Consider the following 21594-nt stretch of genomic DNA (forward strand, 5'->3'; position numbering starts at 1 on the left):
GTAGTAATTTGTGCCATTCGACTTATAGACTGTAACAAAATAGTTTTATATAGAAATTTAATATTTCTGAGGAGAGCTATGTTAGATATTATTAACCGGTATGCTCATGGATTTGTAGCTATACCTATAATCGTAGCTTGCAAAAAAAATGGTTTGTTTGCTTTGTTACAGAAGCAGGGTAGCCTAAATTTAGAGCAGATGGTAAAGCGGCTGAATGCTAATAGCGGACATCTGCAAGTGGCTTTACGAATTTTGCGATCGCTCCATTGGCTAGCTGTAGATGGAGATGGAAAATATAGTTTGACAGATAAAGCAAAAGCTGATCAAGAAATTCCGCTAGATATTACTGACATATTCTCCTTACCAATCGAGGCTTACTTAAAAACAGGACAACCGCGAAATTTGTTACGACCTTGGCTTGATCGCTCTCGCCAAAAGTGGCAGCTTAGCGATCCTTTATTGGTTGATTTTTTAGATGGAATTTTATTAATAACTATTTTAAATGCTCTCAATCAAATATTCTCGATTAAGAATTCAATTGATTGGATAAAAAAACTGCCTGAACCAGTCAAAACAGAGATAATAGAGTTATTTCAGCAAAGAAGATGGTGTGAGTACCGTAAAAACCAACTATTCCTCACTAAAGCTGGTCAATTTATTTTAGATAGGGTATTAATTACTGCTATAACTGCATCATATAAGCCGATGCTTTCCCAAATGAAAGAATTGTTATTTGGCGACTCTAAGAGAGTATTTAAACGGGATGTTACGGGAAAAGAATTACATTTAGATAGAACTTTAAATGTAGTGGCTAGCGGCTTTCAACATGAAAAATACTTTGCTGATTTAGAAGAAATTATTATTGCTATTTTTAATCTGACACCCTATGAACAACAGCCAAAATATGTAGCTGATATGGGCTGCGGTGATGGAACGCTACTTAAACGAATTTATCAAACAATTAAAGATAAATCTGCGAGAGGTAAAGTATTACATCAATATCCCTTATGGGTGATCGGATGCGATTACAATCAAGAGTCTTTACAAGCAACCGAGCGCAACCTAACCAAAATTCCTCATTTGACGCTCCAAGGAGATATTGGCGAGCCGGTAAAATTAGTTGAGGATTTACAAAAACTAGGCATTAAAGATCCAGAAAATATTTTGCACGTTCGTTCTTTTTTGGATCATGATCGCCCATTTATACCAACCAAAGATATCGCTAGAGAACAGGGGCGAGCGCATTTACCTTACCAATGTGTTTCCGTTGACAAATCGGGTAGCCTCATTTCTCCTCCTACTGCTGTTCAAAGTTTAGTAGAACACCTAGAACGCTGGGCAGAAATTGTTAATCATCACGGATTAATAATATTAGAAGTTCACAGCCTTGATCCAGAAGTTGTTTATACTTTCTTAGATCGATGTGAAAACTTACATTTTGATGCCAATCAAGCTTTTTCCATGCAACATTTGGTAGAAGCTGATGTATTTATGATGGCAGCTGCCGAAGTAGGACTGTTTCCTAAAAATAAATTTGGACGCAAATATCCGAAAATTTTTCCCTTCACACGCATTACCCTAAATTGGTTTGAAAAAAGATCCTATACGATTCGACAACCAAATTTATCAGACTTACCAGCTTTAGTTAAATTAGAAGCCGAATGCTGGACTGAAGCTTTAAGAAGTTCAAGGGCAGAACTGGAAAGACGGTTAGAACGTCAACCTGATGGGCATGCAGTTTTAGAAATTAATGGCGAGATTGTTGGGGTAATTTATTCCCAAAAAATTGCTGGTATAGAGGTACTAGAAAACACTACATTTACAGCAGTTCCTTCCCTCCACCAACCAAAGGGGAAGACTATTCAATTATTAGGAATTAGCATCTTACCGCAAATGCAGGATCGGGGATTGGGCGAACCCTTTTTAGAATTTATGTTAAATTGGTTTGCTCTTAAAGGCAGTATTGATCGAGTGGTTGGGGTTACTCGATGCCGCAACTATCATCAATATGCCTCGATAACAATGGCAGAATATGTACAACTTCAAAACCAACAAGGACAACGCTTAGATCCCATTCTCCGTTTTCACTGTGGTCGCGGTGCAACCATTCGACAGTTAATTGTCAATTACCGCCCAGAAGATACAGAAAATTTGGGAATTGGCATTTTAATTGAATATGACTTGCAAAATTATAAAATTAATCATGCTACTACCAATAAACTAGAAGCAGTTAGCAACGCTAAGGAACAATCTTTCTATTCCATCATCAAAACTTGCGTTTTATCCGTAATCGGGGAAAGCCGCCAAGCTGCTTTTGATGCTAAACGTCCTTTAATGGAAATAGGTTTAGATTCCCTAGAGTTGTTAGAACTAAGATCGCTGTTAAGTCAAAAGTTGGGCATAGAACTAGAACCGACTTTCTTTTTTCAGTACGGAACTCCAGAAGCGATCGCTAACTATTTTAAACAGCAACTATCAGGGAAAGCATCAGTAAAAATTGCCGCCCCAGAAATTCAGCTTAAACCAACCCCATCTGCCGAAGTTTCAGCATCACACTACCGGCAATCATTGTTAGAACCAATCGCCATTATTGGCATTGGATGTAGATTTCCGGGAAATGCAGATAACCTTGATTCCTACTGGGAGTTATTGCGTCAAGGAAAAGATGCGATCACCCTTATTCCAGCTGAACGCTGGCAGGAAATGCCTGCGAAAATAAGCAGTCAATGGGGCGGCTTTCTCTCTCAAGTAGATCTATTTGATGCCGCGTTTTTCCGAATTTCCCCTAGAGAAGCCAACTTACTCGATCCTCAACAAAGAATTTTACTAGAAGTGACTTGGGAAGCTTTAGAAAATGCTGGCATAAATCCACAAACTCTAGCCGGAAAATCAACTGGCGTTTTTGTCGGTATTTTTTCCCACGATTATGAATGGTTGCAACTTCAACAAAATCAACACCAAGATTTTGATACTTATTTTGCTACTGGCAATTCAGTTGCAATGTCAGCTGGGCGAATAGCTTACACTTTCGGCTTGCAAGGACCAGCTGTTGCCGTTGATACCGCTTGTTCCTCGTCTTTAGTAGCAATTCATTTAGCTTGTGCCAGTTTGCAACGAGGCGAATCCGATTTAGCCCTAGCATCAGGAGTAAATTTGTTATTATCTCCTGAATTAAGCATTTCCTTTTCCCAAGCAGGAATGCTATCCCCGGATGGACGCTGCCAAACCTTTAATGCGACGGCTAACGGATATGTGCGGAGTGAAGGATGCGGAGTGGTAGTTCTCAAACGACTATCAGACGCGATCGCAGATCGAGATAACATTCAGGCGATTATTCGGGGTACGGCAATCAATCAAGATGGTTCTAGCAACGGTTTAACTGCACCCAATGGACTTGCGCAAGAAGCAGTCATTCGTCAAGCTTTAGCCACAGCACAAATCTCTCCCCAACAAATTTCTTATGTAGAAACTCACGGTACAGCGACACCTTTGGGCGATCCGGTGGAAGTCAAGGCATTACAAGCAGTGTATGGAAAGGATAGAACTAGAGAATTAGTGATCGGTTCGGTAAAAACTAATATCGGACATACCGAAGCAGCCGCTGGAATTGCTGGACTGATCAAAGTAGTTTTGGCAATGCAACATAAGTATATTCCCAAACACCTGCATTATCGCCAAATTAATCCCCACATTACTTTAGAACAAATTCCCGCAGTAATTCCCACCGCCGGACAAGTTTGGCAATCAGAAGAAGCTAGCCTGTTTGCTGGTATTAGTTCTTTTGGTTTTAGCGGCACTAATGCCCACGCCATTTTAGAGTCAGCACCGCCAATAAAATCAAAAATTACCGAAGTAGAGTTACCTTACCACATTTTTAAAATTGCTGCTAAAAGCGATAATGCATTGAGACAACTCATTCAAAAACATATTGATTTCCTCGATACTCATCCAGAAATATCTCTAGCAGATTTATGTTTTACTGCTAATATTGGTCGCGCAGATTTTGATTATCGGTTAGCGGTTGTAGCTGATTCTCTACCCCAGTTGCGTCAGGAATTACTAAGCGCAATTCCACAGCATTTTCAACAGCAAAAAATTGCTTTTTTATTTACGGGGCAAGGGTCACAGTATATCGGGATGGGACGGGAACTATACGAAACGCAACCCGTTTTCCGTCAAGCCCTCCACCGTTGCGCTGAAATTCTAGCTGCTGATTTAGAATATCCTTTGTTAGAAGTTATTTATACAGATTCGCAATTAATCCATCAGACGGCTTATACTCAACCTGCTTTGTTTGCCATTGAATATGCTTTATATCAACTTTGGCAATCTTGGGGTGTCCAACCAGATATTGTCATCGGTCATAGTGTTGGCGAATACGTTGCTGCTTGTGTCGCTGGAGTATTTAGTTTAGAAGATGGGTTAAAACTAATTGCTAAACGCGGACAGCTGATGCAATCATTGCCAGAAGATGGAACAATGGTGGCAGTATTTACTGATGAAAGTACGATTGCCCAAGCTATAGCAGCTTACCCAACAGAAGTAGCGATCGCGGCTTTTAACCAACCAGATAGCATAGTAATTTCTGGCAAAGCGCAAACAATGCAAGGCATAGTTTGCATCTTAGAAGCTAGAGGAATTAAGGCTGTTCATTTATCCGTATCTCATGCCTTTCATTCTCCTTTAATGAACCCGATCCTAGACTCCTTTAGGGAAGTTGCAGCCACTATTACCTATCACACTCCATCTATAGATTTAGTTTCTAACCTGACTGGAGAAATGGCGGCGGCTGACATTACTACTCCTGAATATTGGTGCCGTCATCTGCGCCAACCAGTGCAATTTCATCAGGGTATGAAGACTTTGCAGCAGCAGGAAGTAACCATTTTCCTAGAGTGTGGGGCTAAACCCATTTTATTGGCAATGGGTCGTAGCTGTTTAACATCCGTAAATCAAGATTATATCGATTTCGTTGGATTGCCCAGTTTACATCCCCAGAGTTCTAACTGGCAAACATTATTATCGAGTTTAGCAGCACTATATTCGCGTCAAGTTAACATTAATTGGGCTGGTTTCTATCAAGATTATTCCTATAATCGCATCACTCTACCTACCTATCCTTTTGAACAACAAAGGTATTGGTTAGAAAATACCCTCGCTTCACCAGCTTTGACTAATGTTGAGCGCTACCAACATCCTCTTTTAGGAAATCGTCTGTATTTAGCGGGAAGTGATGAGATTCGGTTTCAATCATATATTACTAAGGATCGCCCTGCTTACTTAGCACAGCATTGGGTGTACGAGTTTCTGGTAGTTTTCGGTGTTGCTTATTTAGAAATGGCTTTAGCGGCTGGGGTAGCAGTTTTCAAATCTAGCTGTATATCAATTACAGATGTCGCGATTTTGAGAGCATTAATTTTACCAGAAAATCAAGGTCACAACCTACAAATACTTTTAAATCACGAAAGTGAGACTGCCGCTAAATTTCAAGTTTTTAGTACCTCAGACTTGGACTCTAAAAATTGGACGCTACACGCTGACGGAAAAGTACAGAAAGAAACTTTATTAAATTCGCCAACACCAATTAATTTAACTGCTTTACAGTCTCGATGCAGTCAACAGATTGACTTAGATACTTATTACCAAAAAATGCAGGTTTATTATGGACCCGATCTCCGTAATATTCAACAATTGTGGCAGGGTGAAGCAGAGGCTTTGGCAGAAATTAAGTTACAATCAGTTTATATTTCGGAAGTCAAAAATTATCAGTTACATCCGGCTTTGTTAGATGCTTGCTTCCAGGTAGTTTTTGCTTTGTTATATCAAAATGAAAGCCTTGATGATCCATTTGTACCTGTAGGCTGTCAGCAACTTAAAGTTTACCGCACTCAAGTCGATCATGTATGGAGTCACGTTAAACTCCATCCCACTAAAGAGTTACAACAAACCAACCGCACTGCTGATTTAGATTTAATCGCTCCTGATGGAGAATTAATTGCTAGTGTTCAAGGTTTACAATTCAAACGTGCTAGTCGTCAAGCTTTATTAGGTAGTTTACAAACTAATTGGAAAGATTGGCTCTATCAAATAGAGTGGCAAGCTAAATCAAATCAAAATTCACCCAGCCCAATTCAAAATTGGAGATTAGGGAGAGGGGAAGACAAGAAAGAATTTCATCAGAACATCCTTGATTTATCCGTTGCCAAGCTTATTCCTTCATCCTCGTTAGATGAAATTGAAAAAAATACATTATTAACGGAAATTGAGAATTTCAGTATTAGCTACGTACTGGATGCTTTCGAGAAAATGAGTTTTCATTTATCTCCAAAGATGCAATTTTCTGTAGAAGAAATAACCAGAAAACTAGGAGTACTTGAACCTCATCGTCGCCTATTAGAACGGCTACTTGAGATGTTATCTGAAGTAGGGATATTGGCAAAAAATAACGGGATATGGCAAGTAATTAGTACACCAGAATCACAAAAGCTGCCATCGTTACCAGATTTATTAAGGCAATATCCTCACCTCATAGCCGAGTTAACCCTATTAGAAAGATGCGGAACTAAACTCGCCGAAGTGTTACAGGGTAAATGCGATCCACTACAATTATTATTCCCCAGTAGCGATCTCACAAATCTAACTAATCTATATCAGCATTCAGCCACTTTTAAAGAGATGAATCTGGTAGTGCAAAAAGCACTTGCGGCAGTACTAGCATCTCGCACTTCAGCCGAAAAGATCCGCATTTTAGAAATAGGTGCGGGAACTGGGGGCACTACTGCTTACATTTTGCCAGAACTACCAACAAACAAAGGAGTAGAGTATGTTTTTACTGATATTTCTCCTTTATTTACCGCTAAAGCTAAGGAAAAATTCAGCGATTATAACTTTATCCGCTATCAAGTATTAGATCTTGAAGCCGATCTCAAATTCCAAGGATTTAGCACTCAAAAGTACGATATAGTTTTAGCTGCCAACGTTTTCCATGCGACTAGGGATTTAAAACATAGCTTAAACCAAGCGCGACAATTGTTATCGCCGGGTGGAATGTTAATTCTGCTAGAAGGAACAGCACCGAGGCGGTGGATAGATTTAATTTTTGGGTTAACTACAGGTTGGTGGAAGTTTAGCGATCGCGATCTGCGCCCCAAACATCCACTTATGTCTAGTCAGCAGTGGGAAAAATTATTGTTAGAAACGGGGTTTAGTAGCGTTAAATCTTTACCAGGAGAAACTTCAACTGACACATCTCTATTCCCACAAACAGCGATTTTAGCTCAAGCTAGTTCAGACAAGCACTGGCTGATTTTAGGTGATCGCCAGGGTATGGGTGAGGAACTAGCAAAACAATTGCAATCTCAGGGTGAGAAATATACTTTAGTGTTTGCTGGTAATCAATACGAGCAAGTAGGCAATCAAGAATTTACCATTAATCCAGCACAGGTAGAAGACTTTCATCAACTATTCAACGCTATCAGCCAACAACAGATTCCTTTACATGCAGTCATAAATTGTTGGAGTTTAGATACACCAATCAGCAACATCACCCTTACTGAATTAACAGCCGCTTCCCAAAGGGGATGCGGTAGCACCCTCCATCTAGTCCAAGCTTTAGTAAGGGCAAACGACCGAGATTTGGTACTTTCCCCACCTCCTGCTTTATGGTTAGTTACTCAAGGGGCGACACCAGTTATAGCGGGAGAAACAATCCCTCAAATCGCTCAATCTTCCCTGTGGGGAATGGGCAAAGTTATCAATATAGAACATCCAGAATTACAATGTACCTGTATTGATTTAGACCAAAATATCACAATTGAGGAAAATGCGACAACTTTACTCGCAGAAATTTACGCCTCAACCCCAGAAAATCAAATTGCTTTGCGTAACGGTAATCGGTATGTATCTCGGTTAGTCAATCAACCTCAGGCGCTTCAATCGCCACCGATTCGCTTCAGCAGCGAGAAAACTTATTTAATTACGGGCGGCTTTGGCGGTTTGGGGTTGGTAGTGGCTAATTGGTTAGTTAAGAAAGGAGTAAAAAACTTAGTTTTATTGGGGCGTAGTGGTGTTAAACCTGAACTTGCCGATCAATTAGCCAAATTAGCTCAAGCTGAAGTCAGAATTGAGCTAATTCAAGCCGATGTCTGCGATAAAGAACGTATGACACAAGTGATTGCAGACATTGAGCGCAGAATGCCACCATTAGGAGGAATTATTCATGCAGTGGGAGTCCTAGACGACGGAACTTTACAGCAGTTATCTTGGCAGCGTTTCGCTAAAGTGATGGCTCCTAAAGTAACAGGAACTTGGATCCTACACGAATTAATAGGCGATCGCCCGATAGACTTAATTCTATTTTCTTCTGCTGCTTCTTTACTCGGTTCTGCAGGTCAAGCTAACCATGCGGCGGCTAATGCCTTTTTAGATGCCCTAGCTTATCAACGCCATGCTCAAGGATTACCAGGATTGAGTATTAATTGGGGAGTTTGGACTGAAGTAGGGGCTGCTGCCCAAGGGGAAATTAGCGAACAATGGCAGAGTAAAGGCATTAATTCCATGACTCCTGAACAAGGATTGCAACTATTGGAATATCTATGCGAACAACCTCCGATCCAAGCAGGTGCAGTGGGGATTAATTGGGCGCAGTTCATTGCTAAAAGAGGTGCTGCCCCGTTTTGGGAAAACTTCCACCAAGTAGCGGTAACGGATCGATCACCGACAAAACCCGTTAATTGGCGACAGCAACTTCAACAAACTCCACAGAGCGATCGCCGAGAAGTATTAGGCAATTGTGTTCGCACTCAGGTAGCAAAAGTTTTAGGTTTAAACTCTCCTGAATCTGTAGATTGGCAAAAAGGTTTCTTCGATTTGGGGATGGATTCGCTTACTTCTATTGATTTGCGAAATCGCTTGCAAACTACTTTAGATGTCTCTTTACCTGCAACCTTGGCTTTTGATTATCCAACAGTAGCAGCTTTAGTTGATTATTTGATTTCAGAAGTGCTATTGCCAGAATTTGCTGCTCCACCCACTATCAAATCATCGGCTCAGCCAGTATTAATTGAGCCCACTTCAGAGTTATTAGATGTAGACAATTTATCAGCTAACGAACTTGAAGCTTTGTTGATTAGTAAGTTAAACAGTTTAAATTATTAAACAAGGGCAAAGATGAACTCAGAATCAAATCAATCTTTATCAACTATGCGGCGGGCGTTGATGGCTTTGTCAGATATGCAAGCCAAGCTCAACGCGGTAGAATCAACCAAGACGGAACCAATCGCAATCATCGGTATGGGTTGTCGTTTGCCAGGACGAAGTGATAATCCGGCAGCTTTTTGGGAATTAGTCAAAAATAAAACTGATGCCATTACCGAAGTACCGAGCGATCGCTGGGATATTGATACTTACTACTCCAGTAATCAAGATGTTCCCGGAAAAATGAATACCCGTTACGGGGGATTTATTGGCAATGCAGACAAATTTGACTCTCAGTTTTTCGGAATTGCCCCCCGTGAGGCAGTGAAACTCGATCCACAACAGCGTTTGTTATTAGAAGTTACCTGGGAAGCTTTAGAATCTGCCAATATAGTACCAGAAAATATCATTGGTAGTGCCACTGGTGTCTTTATTGGAATTAGTACCTTTGATTATGCGATGCGGCTGTTTGGGGCAGCTAGTCCGAGTTGTATTGATGCTTACGCGGGAACGGGTACGCTGTTAAGTCCGGCGGCTGGACGTATATCTTATCTATTAGGTTTGAACGGACCGAGTATGGCGGTGGATACTGCTTGTTCTTCTTCTTTATTAGCAGTACATTTGGCTTGTCAAAGTTTGCGTAATCGAGAGTGTAACTTAGCTCTAGCTGGTGGTGTTAATCGCTTGTTAGCACCTGGATTAAGTATCAATTTTGCTCAAGCAGGAATGCTTGCGCCTGATGGTCGTTGCAAAACTTTTGATCGTAAAGCAGATGGCTTTGTGCGAGGGGAAGGATGCGGCGCGATCGTTCTCAAACGACTCTCAGACGCATTAGCTGACGGCAACACAATTTTAGCTGTAATTCGCGGTTCGGCGGTTAACCAAGATGGTAGAACTAGCGGTTTAACTGCACCTAATGGTCCTTCTCAACAAGCAGTAATTCGTCAGGCACTCGCCAACGCTAAAATTGCTCCCCATCAAGTAGATTATGTGGAAGCACACGGTACTGGCACATCTTTAGGAGATCCGATCGAAGTTGGTGCTTTAGGTGCAGTATTTAGTCAAGATCGCCCTTCAGAAAGACCTTTAATTATTGGTTCGGTAAAAACTAACATCGGTCATTTAGAAGCTGCGGCAGGAATTTCTAGTTTAATCAAGGTTATTTTGTGTTTGCAACACCAAGAAATTCCCGCTAATTTACATTTCCAACAGCCCAATCCCTATATCCCTTGGAAAGAATTGCCCATTAAAGTTGCTGCCGAAACAATACCTTGGCTGCTAGAAGAAAAACGCCGAATTGCTGGGGTAAGTTCTTTTGGTTTTGCTGGTACAAACGTTCATGTGGTGTTAGAAGAAGCCCCAAATGTAGAGACGCGACGCCAGACGCCTCAACGGGAGCCAGTACTTGATGAGGGTTTCCCTCATCAAGTACTGGCGCAGCACGGCGCTGGCTCAAATTTCGCGTTTGAACAAGATCGTCCGCTACATATTTTGACCATTACGGCAAAAACTCCCCAAGCTTTGCAGCAATTAGCTGGTGAATATGATCGCTTTTTGCAAAAGTATCCGAATTCACCTATAGGAGATCTTTGTTTTACTGCTAATACTGGTCGGTCGCATTTTGCCTATCGATTCAGCGCGATCGCGTCTTCAACTAGTGAATTATCTCAGCAGTTACTTGCTTTTACTCAAGGTCAATCTTTACCTCAGTTGCGCTCAAGTCAGGTATCCTTAAACTCAGTTCCGAAAGTCACCTTTTTCTTTTCAGGAGAACTATCATTCAATCTACCTATTAGTCAGCAGCTTTACGACACTCAACCAGTCTTTCGCCAAGCTTTAGATCGCTGCGCTGAAATTTTAGAGCGTGAACTAAAAATACCATTAATTAAAATTCTTTATTTTCCCCAGAATCTGTCAGATAGCTATACAAGAATTGCTTTTTTTGCTTTGGAGTATGCTTTATGTAAACTATGGCAATCCTGGGGAGTAACACCTAATTTAGTTGTCGGTTATGGCGTTGGAGAGTATGTTGCTGCTTGTGTAGCTGGAGTTTTCAATTTAGAAGATGGATTAAAGTTAGTTGCTGCTCAAAGTAATTCATCTCGCAATTTAGTCGCTAAACAACTAAATTATTCTCAGCCGCGAATTAACTTAATTTCTAGTAAAACTGGAAATCTAATTAAGGATGAAATTTCCAATCCATCTTATTGGCATAGTGAAATTAACGAGCATCCTGATATTCAATCTATTATAAATATAATAATTGCTGTAAAAAGTGAATTTTGTTTAGAAATAGGATTAGGAGCAACTAATAAAAAATTATTGGCATCAGACCGGATTCAATGGTTATCTACTCTGAATCCAAAAAAATCGGATTGGCAAGAGCTTTTAAATAGTTTAGCAGTTTTGTATATTAATGGTGTAGGCATAGATTGGCGTGGATTCGATCAACATTATTTTCGCAACTACTTACAATTACCTACTTATCCTTGGCAAAGACAGCGTTATTGGTTAGAAACTTCCACTTATGATTTACTACCCCAATTATTACTAGAGGGACATCCCTTAATTGGGAAACGCTTATCTTCACCTTTAAAAACAATTCAGTTTCAAAGCTACCTGGCTCGCTCGCAACCTAGTTATCTCTTAGATCATCAGGTTTATAACAGAATAATTTTACCAACCACAGCTTACCTAGAGATGGCTTTGGCTGCGATCGTATCAGTTTGGTCCTCCTCTGATTTCACTATTGAAAATCTTCATATTCAACAACCATTAGTTATCCCCCAAGTCGGACAAATTCAAATTCAGTTAATTTTAACTCCTGAAACTCAAAATAGTTATAGCTTCGAGATTTTTAGCAATGAAATTGTTGGTGATATAGCTTCTGAAGAATGGAGGCTTCATGCTCGCGGTCAAATGGTTAAGATAGCTGCAAAAACGACAGAAGAAAGTCTGATTGATTTGAATATTTGGCAAAATCAGCTAGAATCAATTACTACATTTTATCAACAACTGCAAGATTGGGGCATTGAATTAAAAGCGAGTTTTCAAACTCTCAAAAAAATTTGGCAACAAGGCGATTTGGTCAGAGGTCGAATTGAGTTTCCAGAATTTTTGACCCCAGAAATTAGTAAATATCAATTCCATCCTGTGTTATTAGATGGTAGTTTGCAGGTAATAGTAGCTGCATTAATGTATGAGGGAGCCGCACAAAGTTATTTACCAATAGGAGTAGAAAAATATCAAGTTTACGGTAATGTTGATACCTGTTTGTGGGTCGAAGGAAAACGGCGCTCGCTTGATAATAAATTATCTTACCCAATTTACGATCTACGTTTGTTCAATTCCAATGGAAAAGAAATTGTTACTTTACTAGGAGTTCAATTTCAACCAGTTAGTCAAACGTCTTTCTTAGAAATTAATAGCAACAAAAAAAATAATTTACTTTACAATATCGAGTGGATTAATCAGGTAAATTTTGGCTCTCAATTCAATTTTCCGACTCCTTTAGAAATATACCAAAATCTCAAATCAGAATTAGCTTTACCTCAAATTACAGATGATATATTAACTTACGAAGCTGCTTTGACGAAAATTAATATTTTAGCGGTTACGTATATCATAAAAGGTTTTGATAGGCTAGGGTGGCGCTGGCAATTAGGTCACAAGTTTACTTCAGAAGAATTAGCCCAAAAAATTGATTTAGCCTCAAAATATTACCGTTGGCTCAACCGCATTCTAGAAGTTTTCGCCGAATTTGGATTGATTAAGTCAGGCGATCGCGCTTGGGAAGTCATTCAATTACCCAATTTCATCGACCCCCAAGCTTACCAAATTGAAATATTAGCTGAATGTTCAGAAGCAGAACCAGAATTAACCTTCGTGGCACGTTGCGGCAGTCAATTACCCCAAGTATTAACAGGAGAATGCGATCCTTTAGAGCTGTTATTTCCTCAAGGAGATTTTAACACTCTTAGAGCAATTTATCAGCACTCGCCTGTAGCCATAGTTTGGAATAGGTTAGTGCAAAAAGCTGTAGAATCAGCTATTAAAAAATTCCCTAGCTCTCTAGGGGTGCGAGTGCTAGAAATTGGGGCGGGAACTGGAGGAACGACTGCCGATTTACTGCCAATTTTTCAGCCAGAAAAAACAGAATATGTTTTTAGCGATGCGGCAGCAATCTTTACTACTCAAGCAGCACAGAATTTTGCCGAATTTCCCTTTGTTAAATATCAAGTTTTAGATATTGATATTGCTCCCGAATTGCAGGGGTTTAGCCTCGGACAATATGACATCATCGTAGCTGCTAACGTTTGCCACGCTACAGCAAATTTAAGCCAAACTTTAGGTCATATCAAGAGTTTATTAGCTCCTGGTGGTTTGCTAATCCTACTAGAGGAAACCTTGGCTCAACCTTGGATCGATATTACTTTTGGTTTAACTGAGGGATGGTGGAAATTTACCGATATTGAGTGGCGCAAAAACTATCCTTTATTAAAGACTCAAAAATGGCTTGATTTGCTCTCAGAAAATGGATTTAACAATAGTACTAGTTTAGCTGATGTAGAAATAGGTAAAGAATTTGGTCAACCCAGCTTGATTCTGGCTAAAACTGACTTAGTTAGTCAAGACCAAGCAGCATCAAAGAATTGGCTGATTTTAGCTGATCGTTCAGGAGTTGCACCAGAATTAGAGCAATTACTAAAAATGCGTTCAAACCCTTGCATTTTAGTTTGGGCTGGGACAAAATATCAGCAAATTAGTTCTCATGAATTTTATGTTAATCCCCGTGAGCAACAAGACTTTAAGCAGTTATTAAACGCAGTTCAATTAACATCTATAGATGGCATAGTCCATTGTTGGAGTTTAGATGCTACTGACACTGATTTAGAAGCCGCTGCTTTAATAAGCTGTGGTAGTACCTTACATTTAATTCAGGCTTTGGCTGAAGCAAACTTAGAGAAATTGCCTCCTTTGTGGCTAGTAACTCAAACAGCTACAGCCCCTATTTCTGATGATTTGTGTTCGGGATTAGTGCAATCTCCTTTATGGGGTATGGGGACAGCGATCGCCCTAGAACATCCAGAACTAAATTGCGTTCAAGTAGATTTATCTGGCGAGGATATAGTCGCAGATGTCCAAAGTTTATTTGCGGAAATTTTATTGGTACAGCCTGAAAATCGCATCGCATTTCGTCACGGTAAGCGATGGGTGCCTAGATTAGTTCGCGCCACTCTAACTGATAGAAAACTCTTGACCTTTAGCTCAGATGCCACTTATTTAATTACTGGTGGTTTAGGCGGTTTGGGGTTGGTGATAGCTAAATGGTTAGTGGAACAAGGAGCGCGTCATTTAGTACTAGTCGGGCGTAGCGGAGTGCAACAATCAGCCGAAATCAAGTTAGCAGAATTAGCCGAAATGGGAGCAAAAGTCACCGTCAAACAAGTTGACGTGACTCAATCAGAACAAGTTGCTGAAGTTTTAGCAGAAATTAAGCGATCGCTGCCCCCATTACGAGGAATAATTCATGCAGTTGGGGTACTTGATGATGGCACGATCCAACAATTATCCTGGGAACGGTTTATGGGGGTAATGGCTCCGAAGGTGGCTGGAGCGTGGCATTTACACTGTTTGACTCAAGATTTGCCCTTAGATTATTTTGTGATGTTCTCATCCGTCGCCGCTCTATTGGGTAATGCAGGTCAAGCTAACCACGCTGCTGCTAATGCCTTTCTCGATGCTTTAGCTTACCATCGTAGGGCGATGGGATTACCGGGATTGAGCATTAACTGGGGACCTTGGGCGGAAATTGGAGCCGCTGCTGATCCGCAATTTGAGGAAAAATGGACAACGAAAGGAATGACAACTTTTACCCCAACGGAAGGATTGCAAGTTTTGGAGGAGGTGTTGAGTGGCAATTTCACTCAGGTAGGAGCAGTATCTATAGATTGGTCAAAATTTATGGCTCAACGGGCAGCAGCCCCATTTTTAGCTGAATTCATCACAGCAACCGCCACAGTTAACCTGCCACCAGAAGATTTTCTACAACAATTAACGCAAGTTGCTAGTTACAAACGGCGAGCACTATTAGTCGAACATATCTGTAATCAAATTGCAGGCGTTCTGAGTTTACCTCCATCCGAGATTGATGTCCACTTAGGTTTCTTTGATATGGGGATGGACTCCCTGACATCTATAGAGTTAAGGAATCGTTTGCAAACCAGTTTGTCTTGCAATTTACCCTCAACCTTGGCTTTTAAATATCCAACAGTGGAAAAACTAGCCCAATATCTGACGGAGGAAGTTTTATCTGCGAATTTTGCTGAGGAATATATAGCAGAATCCCCAGTTGACTATCGGGTAAATGAATCTTCAGTTACCTTTGATGGGCAATCAGAAGAAGAACTCGCTAGTTTATTGGCTGAAAAACTAGCCAATATGGATTAATAAGAAACGGAAATATTATGACTAATCAATCACCTGGTTTAGATTATCGCGCTTTAATGAAAGATGCCCTGGTCAAGCTGGAAAAAATGCAAAATCAGCTTACCAGCATGGAACAAGCTAAAACTGAACCGCTCGCAATTATCGGGATGGGGTGTCGATTCCCAACTGGGGCGGATACTCCCGAAGCTTTTTGGCAACTTTTACGTAATGGCGTAGACGGAATTACAGATATTCCCCCAGAACGTTGGGATATTAACGCTTACGACGGTCGCGATCCGAATCAGCCAGGAAAAATTTACGCTCGTGGGGCGAGTTTTTTAAATCAGGTTGATGAATTTGATGCTGATTTCTTCGGCATATCGCCGCGAGAAGCAAACAGCATTGACCCTCAACAAAGATTATTATTAGAAGTAAGTTGGGAAGCAATTGAAAGAGCAGGTATATCACCTGCTCGCCTTCAAGGTAGTAAAACTGGGGTATTCGTAGGTGTAATGAATCAAGATTATGCTCACTTGACTTACGATCCTACTTTAGTTGATACCTATACAGCGGCTGGCAATGCCATTAGTTTTGCATCGGGACGCTTATCTTATTTTTTAGGTTTACAAGGGCCAAGCATTACTTTAGATACTTCCTGTTCTTCCTCTTTGGTAACAGTGCATTTAGCTAGTCAGAGTTTGCGAAATGGAGAATGCGATCTAGCTTTAGCAGGGGGAGTAAATTTAATTATTTCGCCTGTCACCAGCGCCATCGAATGTAAAGCGGGAATGCTATCTCCAGATAATCGCTGCAAAACCTTTGATGCGACAGCTAATGGCTTTGTCAGAGGCGAAGGTTGTGGAGTCATTTTACTCAAGCGACTTTCGGCAGCTATAGCTGATGGAGATCGAATTTTAGCGATTATTCGCGGTTCGGCAGTTAACCACGATGGACGCAGCAGTGGTTTAACGGTTCCCAATCAATTAGCACAAGAAGCGGTGATTCATCAAGCTTTGGAAAATGCCAAAATTGCCCCTAATGCAGTTAGTTATGTTGAAACTCATGGTACTGGTACTGCCTTGGGCGATCCGCTCGAAGTATCGGCTTTAGGTGCAGTCTTTGGTAAAAATCGTTCTTTCCATCAACCTTTATTAATTGGTTCAGTTAAAACTAACATTGGACATTTAGAAGGGGCGGCAGGAATTGCAGGTTTAATCAAAGTGGTACTTGCCCTGCAACATCAACAAATTCCCCCACATTTGCATTTTCATCAACCGAATCCTCAAATTAATTGGTCAAGTTTGCCAATTCAAGTACCTACCGAATTACTGCCTTGGCAAAGTATCAATCAAAGGCACATTGCAGGGGTAAGTTCGTTTGGTGCCAGTGGAACTAATGCTTTTGTTGTTCTCGAAGCTGCGCCAAATCTTCCTACCTCGCTAACGCAATCAAATCACCCTGTTCATCTGTTCGTACTATCAGCTAAAACTACGACCGCACTGCAACAATTAGCCCAGCGTTACCTCGATTATTTAGACACTGACTCCCAACAATCTTTAGGCGAAATCTGCTATACTCTCCAGACCGGACGATCACATTTTCCTTATCGTCTCGGGATTGTTGCTAGTTCTCACCAAGAAGTGCGCCAACAGTTAAGTAGTTTCATCGCTAAGACCTACTCTGGCGCAATTAATAACAAAAAAACACCGAAAATTGCATTTTTATTTTCTGGTCAAGGTTCGCAATATTTAGGGATGGGAAAAGAGCTTTATCAAACCCAACCCATTTTCCGCCAAGCTCTTGATCGCTGTGGGAAAATTCTCAACTCATATTTAGATATCCCCTTATTAGAAATCCTGCATTCAGGTCCAGAAAAATTACAGCAAACAGCCTACACTCAACCCGCTTTATTTGCGATTGAATACGCCCTTTATCAATTATGGCAATCTTGGGGAATTGTACCCCAGGCAGTTATGGGTCATAGTGTAGGAGAATACGTAGCTGCTTGCATCGCTGGTGTATTTAGTTTAGCAGATGGCTTAAAAGTAATTGCCCATCGAGGTCGCTTGATGCAAGACAAGGCTCAAGCAGGTAAAATGGTAGCAGTTTGGGGAAAAGAAAAAATGATTCGCGACGTGATCGCGGATTTTACATCTGTGGCGATCGCTGCTTTTAATGGCTCGGAAAATTTGGTCATTTCTGGAGCATCAACCCAAATCGATCTAATTGTCGCCCATTTAGAAAGAATTGGAGTAAAAACAAAAGAATTAAATGTTTCTGGGGCGTTTCATTCTCCCCTGATGCAAGCAGTTATAGCAGAATTCAGTCAAATTGCTCGGCAAATTAATTATTCAGAACCTCGCTTAGATTTAATCTCTAATTTAACTGGTACTTGGGCAAATGAATCAATTGCCACCCCCGATTATTGGCTAAAACATATTGTTCAACCTATAAGATGGGCTGATGGTATAGATCAATTAATCCAAAATGGCTATGAAATTTTTGTAGAAATTGGCCCCAAACCAACTTTAACAACCATCGGTAAAATCGGTTGGTCAACTGTAGAAATTCCGTGGTTAGCTACTCTCAATCCGCAAAAATCGGATTGGCAGCAAATCCTAGACACTTTAGCTGCTTTGTATGTTAGTGGTGTCACAGTTGATTGGCTGGAATTCTATCGAGATTATCCATCTCGGCGGTTATCTCTTCCCACTTATCCTTGGCAACGCCAAAGGTATTGGGTAAAAACAAAATCATATACAACTATTACCAACAAAGATGAAGCATCAATTATTAATTTAAGTACATCCCATCCAGAAAAGTTAGTTAATCTACTAAAAAACACTGGGCAATTGTCAGAGGTAGAACTAACTCTAGTACCTAAGATTTTGCAACTAATCGCTACCCAGCACCAAGAAAAAAACGCCAGCAAAAGTGAAGATTTGCTTTATGAAATTGAATGGCGAGCAAAAGTTAGTTTTGGCTCTGTAGATCAATGGCTACTAACTCCTCAAGCTATCTATGCAAAAATATCCAACAAAGCTGAACTGCTAAGTCAAACTCGACTTAAGCTTTACAGAAGTGCTATCGAAAAATTAGATATTTTAGCTCTTAAATATATCCTGCAAGCTTTCCAAGAATTAGGATGGCAATGGCAAATTAATCGACAGTATACAACTCTAGAAATTGCTGCCGAAATGCAGATTATTCCGCGATATAATCGCTTACTAAATCGCTTGTTAGAAATTATAGCTTCATCAGGATATTTACTGAATAGAGATAACCATTGGCAAATTGTTAGCATTCCTGAATCCTTACCAGAAGAAAAATTAGAACTTGATTTAATTGGCTTAGAAGCAAGCTTACTCGATTGTTGTAGTAGCCAACTAGCTTCGGTTTTGCAGGGAAAAACCGAAGCAGTAGAATTATTATTCGACTCAAGAAATTCACTAACAGTAAGCCGACTTTATCAAGAATCTCCGGTAGCGTCAGCCATGAATAACCTAGTGCAACAAGCAGTTAAGATAGCACTAGAAAAACTGCCGAAATCTGCAGGAGTCAGAATCTTAGAAATCGGTGCCGGAACTGGGGGTACTACAACTCATCTATTACCAATTTTAAATCCCGAACAAACAGAATATACTTTTACTGACGTGGGGGCAGCTTTTGTCAGTCAAGCAGCCCAAAAATTCCAGACATATCCTTTTGTTAAATATCAAGTATTAGATATCGAAAAAAATCCCATCCAGCAAGGTTTTAGCCCTGAAAAATACGACATAATAGTAGCGGCTAACGTGCTACACGCCACTGAAAATCTACTCACAACCTTAAACCATATCCGCCAATTACTAGCACCAGGAGGATTATTAGTCTTACTGGAAGTGACATCAGCGCAACATTGGATAGATTTAACTTTTGGATTAACTGACGGCTGGTGGAAATTCCAAGATCGAGATTGGAGACAAAATTATCCTTTATTATCGGAAGAAAAATGGCAACAATTATTATCATTAGCAGGATTGGAACAAATAGTAACAATTAATGCTGATGAACAGCCAGGAGAAGATCTAGCTCAACAAGCGGTATTTTTAGCTCTCAATCCTCCCCAACCATTATCTCTATCGACAGCTAAACAATGGCTTATTTTTAGCGATCGCCAAGGTATAGGGGAAGAATTAGCTAACCGCCTGTCCCGTCAAGGGGAAAAATGTACTTTAGTATTTGTCGGTGCTGATTACCAACAGATTGCAGCTAGCCAGTTCCAAGTTAATCCTAGTGATTCAAAAGAATTCGAGCAATTATTCGCAGCCGTCAATCGCCTGTCACCTATATATGGAATTATCCACTGCTGGAGTGTGGATGCGGCTGAGAATGATTTAAAAGCTGCTGCATTATTAAGCTGCGGCAGTACCTTACACCTAATTCAAGGATTAGTTAAAGCTAAATTTACTCAACTACCATCTTTGTATTTAGTGACCCAAGGCGGACAACCAGTAGGATTAGAATCAGTTTCGTCCGTTGCCCAATCTCCGATCTGGGGAATGGGAAAAGTAATCGGTTTAGAACATCCAGAACTTAATTGCGTTCGGATAGATTTAGATCCTCAAGCCGAGATCGGCGATCGCATTACAGAACTTTTAGCAGAAATTACCTCTCCTGGTGCAGAAAATCAAATCGCATTTCGCCAAGGTATGCGTAAAGTACCTAGGTTAGTCCGAAGCCAGTCAACTACCCCTAAGGAATCTTCAATCCATTTCCAGGAAAATAGTACCTATTTAATTACAGGTGGACTAGGCGGCTTAGGATTGCTGGTAGCTCGCTGGATGGTAGAAAAAGGAGCTAAACACTTGGTGCTAGTTGGTAGAAATAGAGCCACACCTTTTATCCAAGCGCAAATTCAACAATTAAAGCAAGCAGGCGCTCAAGTTGTAGTTGCTCAAGCTGATGTTTCATCAGTCGAGCAAAGCACTAATTTATTAATAGAAATCGAACAATCTCTCCCACCATTAAAAGGAATATTTCATGCGGCTGGAATATTAGAAGATAGTACGTTACAGCATTTATCTTGGGAGCAATTCGAGCAAGTTTTAGCAGCTAAAGTATTAGGCTCATGGAATTTACATCACTTGACGAAAGAGCAACCTTTAGATTATTTCATCCTCTTTTCTTCAGCAACTAGTATTTTTGGCAATATCGGTCAAGCCAACCATGCAGCGGCTAATGCTTTTCTCGATGCTTTAGCATACCAACGTCGTGCCCAAGGATTAGCGGGATTGAGTATTAACTGGGGAGCCGTCGCCGAAGTAGGAGCTGCTGCTAACAGTCAACTTGTCCAAAATTTGCAGCAAACAGGAATAGGAACCATCCCGCCCCAAACAGTAGGACAAATCCTAGAAAGATTATTAGCGGACAATGGGGTACAAGTAGCAGTGATTCCCATTAATTGGTCGCAATATCCAACCTCGTACTCGAATTTATCCTTCTGTTCTGAGCTTCAGTCAGTTTCGCTGCTTCAGCAATCACCAACGGTTGAATTGTTACAACAACTTAAAAAATTTCCTCCAGAAAAAAGAAAAATTAAACTAATGGAGCATATTCGCACGCTAGTCGCTCAAGTTTTGGGGTTAAAAACAGTAGAATTAATAGATGATAATAAAGGTTTTTTCGAGATGGGGATGGATTCTTTAACGTCGGTTGAATTGAAAAACCGTATTCAATCTAGCTTAGAATTGCAATTGCCGTCAACTTTAGCTTTTGACTATCCCAACGTCAAAAGCTTAGTAGATTATTTGATGCTGGAATTTTTTCATGTTGCAGTTCCGGATGAAGTGAGAGAAGATGATAATAAAGCTTTGGTCAATGACTTGAATTTTGAAAAATTTTTGATAGATTTAAATGAAATGTCTGATCAAGAAATTGGACAAAGATTTACTCAAGAATCAAGGTAAAAGCAACTTAAATTTACTAAAC

Annotated in this window: 3 protein-coding genes; all 3 read left to right on the forward strand. The window is 40.4% G+C overall.

All coding sequences use genetic code 11. The annotated features are described in order from the left end of the window. Window positions 1-78: 78 nt before the first annotated feature. Genes AC5JM2_RS36155 through AC5JM2_RS36165 form a run of 3 tightly spaced genes read left to right on the forward strand, consistent with a single transcriptional unit; the run spans window position 79 to window position 21572 of the window. Window positions 79-9156: an SDR family NAD(P)-dependent oxidoreductase gene (locus AC5JM2_RS36155; protein WP_495841084.1), complete on the forward strand. Its 9078-nt coding sequence runs from the start codon at window positions 79-81 to the stop codon at window positions 9154-9156. 12 nt (window positions 9157-9168) lie between these two features. Continuing rightward, a complete protein-coding gene (locus tag AC5JM2_RS36160) occupies window positions 9169-15645 on the forward strand; it encodes an SDR family NAD(P)-dependent oxidoreductase (RefSeq protein ID WP_495841085.1) in 6477 nt (2158 codons plus the stop codon). A 17-nt stretch (window positions 15646-15662) separates the two neighbouring features. Then, window positions 15663-21572: a type I polyketide synthase gene (locus tag AC5JM2_RS36165; RefSeq protein ID WP_495841087.1), complete on the forward strand. Its 5910-nt coding sequence runs from the start codon at window positions 15663-15665 to the stop codon at window positions 21570-21572. Window positions 21573-21594 lie beyond the last annotated feature (22 nt).

The organism is Brasilonema angustatum, assembly GCF_059505445.1.

Excerpts from the sequence above, each read along its gene's own strand:
- AC5JM2_RS36155 (WP_495841084.1), top strand. The coding sequence starts at position 79 with ATGTTAGATATTATTAACCGGTATGCTCATGGATTTGTAGCTATACCT.
- AC5JM2_RS36160 (WP_495841085.1), top strand. The coding sequence starts at position 9,169 with ATGAACTCAGAATCAAATCAATCTTTATCAACTATGCGGCGGGCGTTG.
- AC5JM2_RS36165 (WP_495841087.1), top strand. The coding sequence starts at position 15,663 with ATGACTAATCAATCACCTGGTTTAGATTATCGCGCTTTAATGAAAGAT.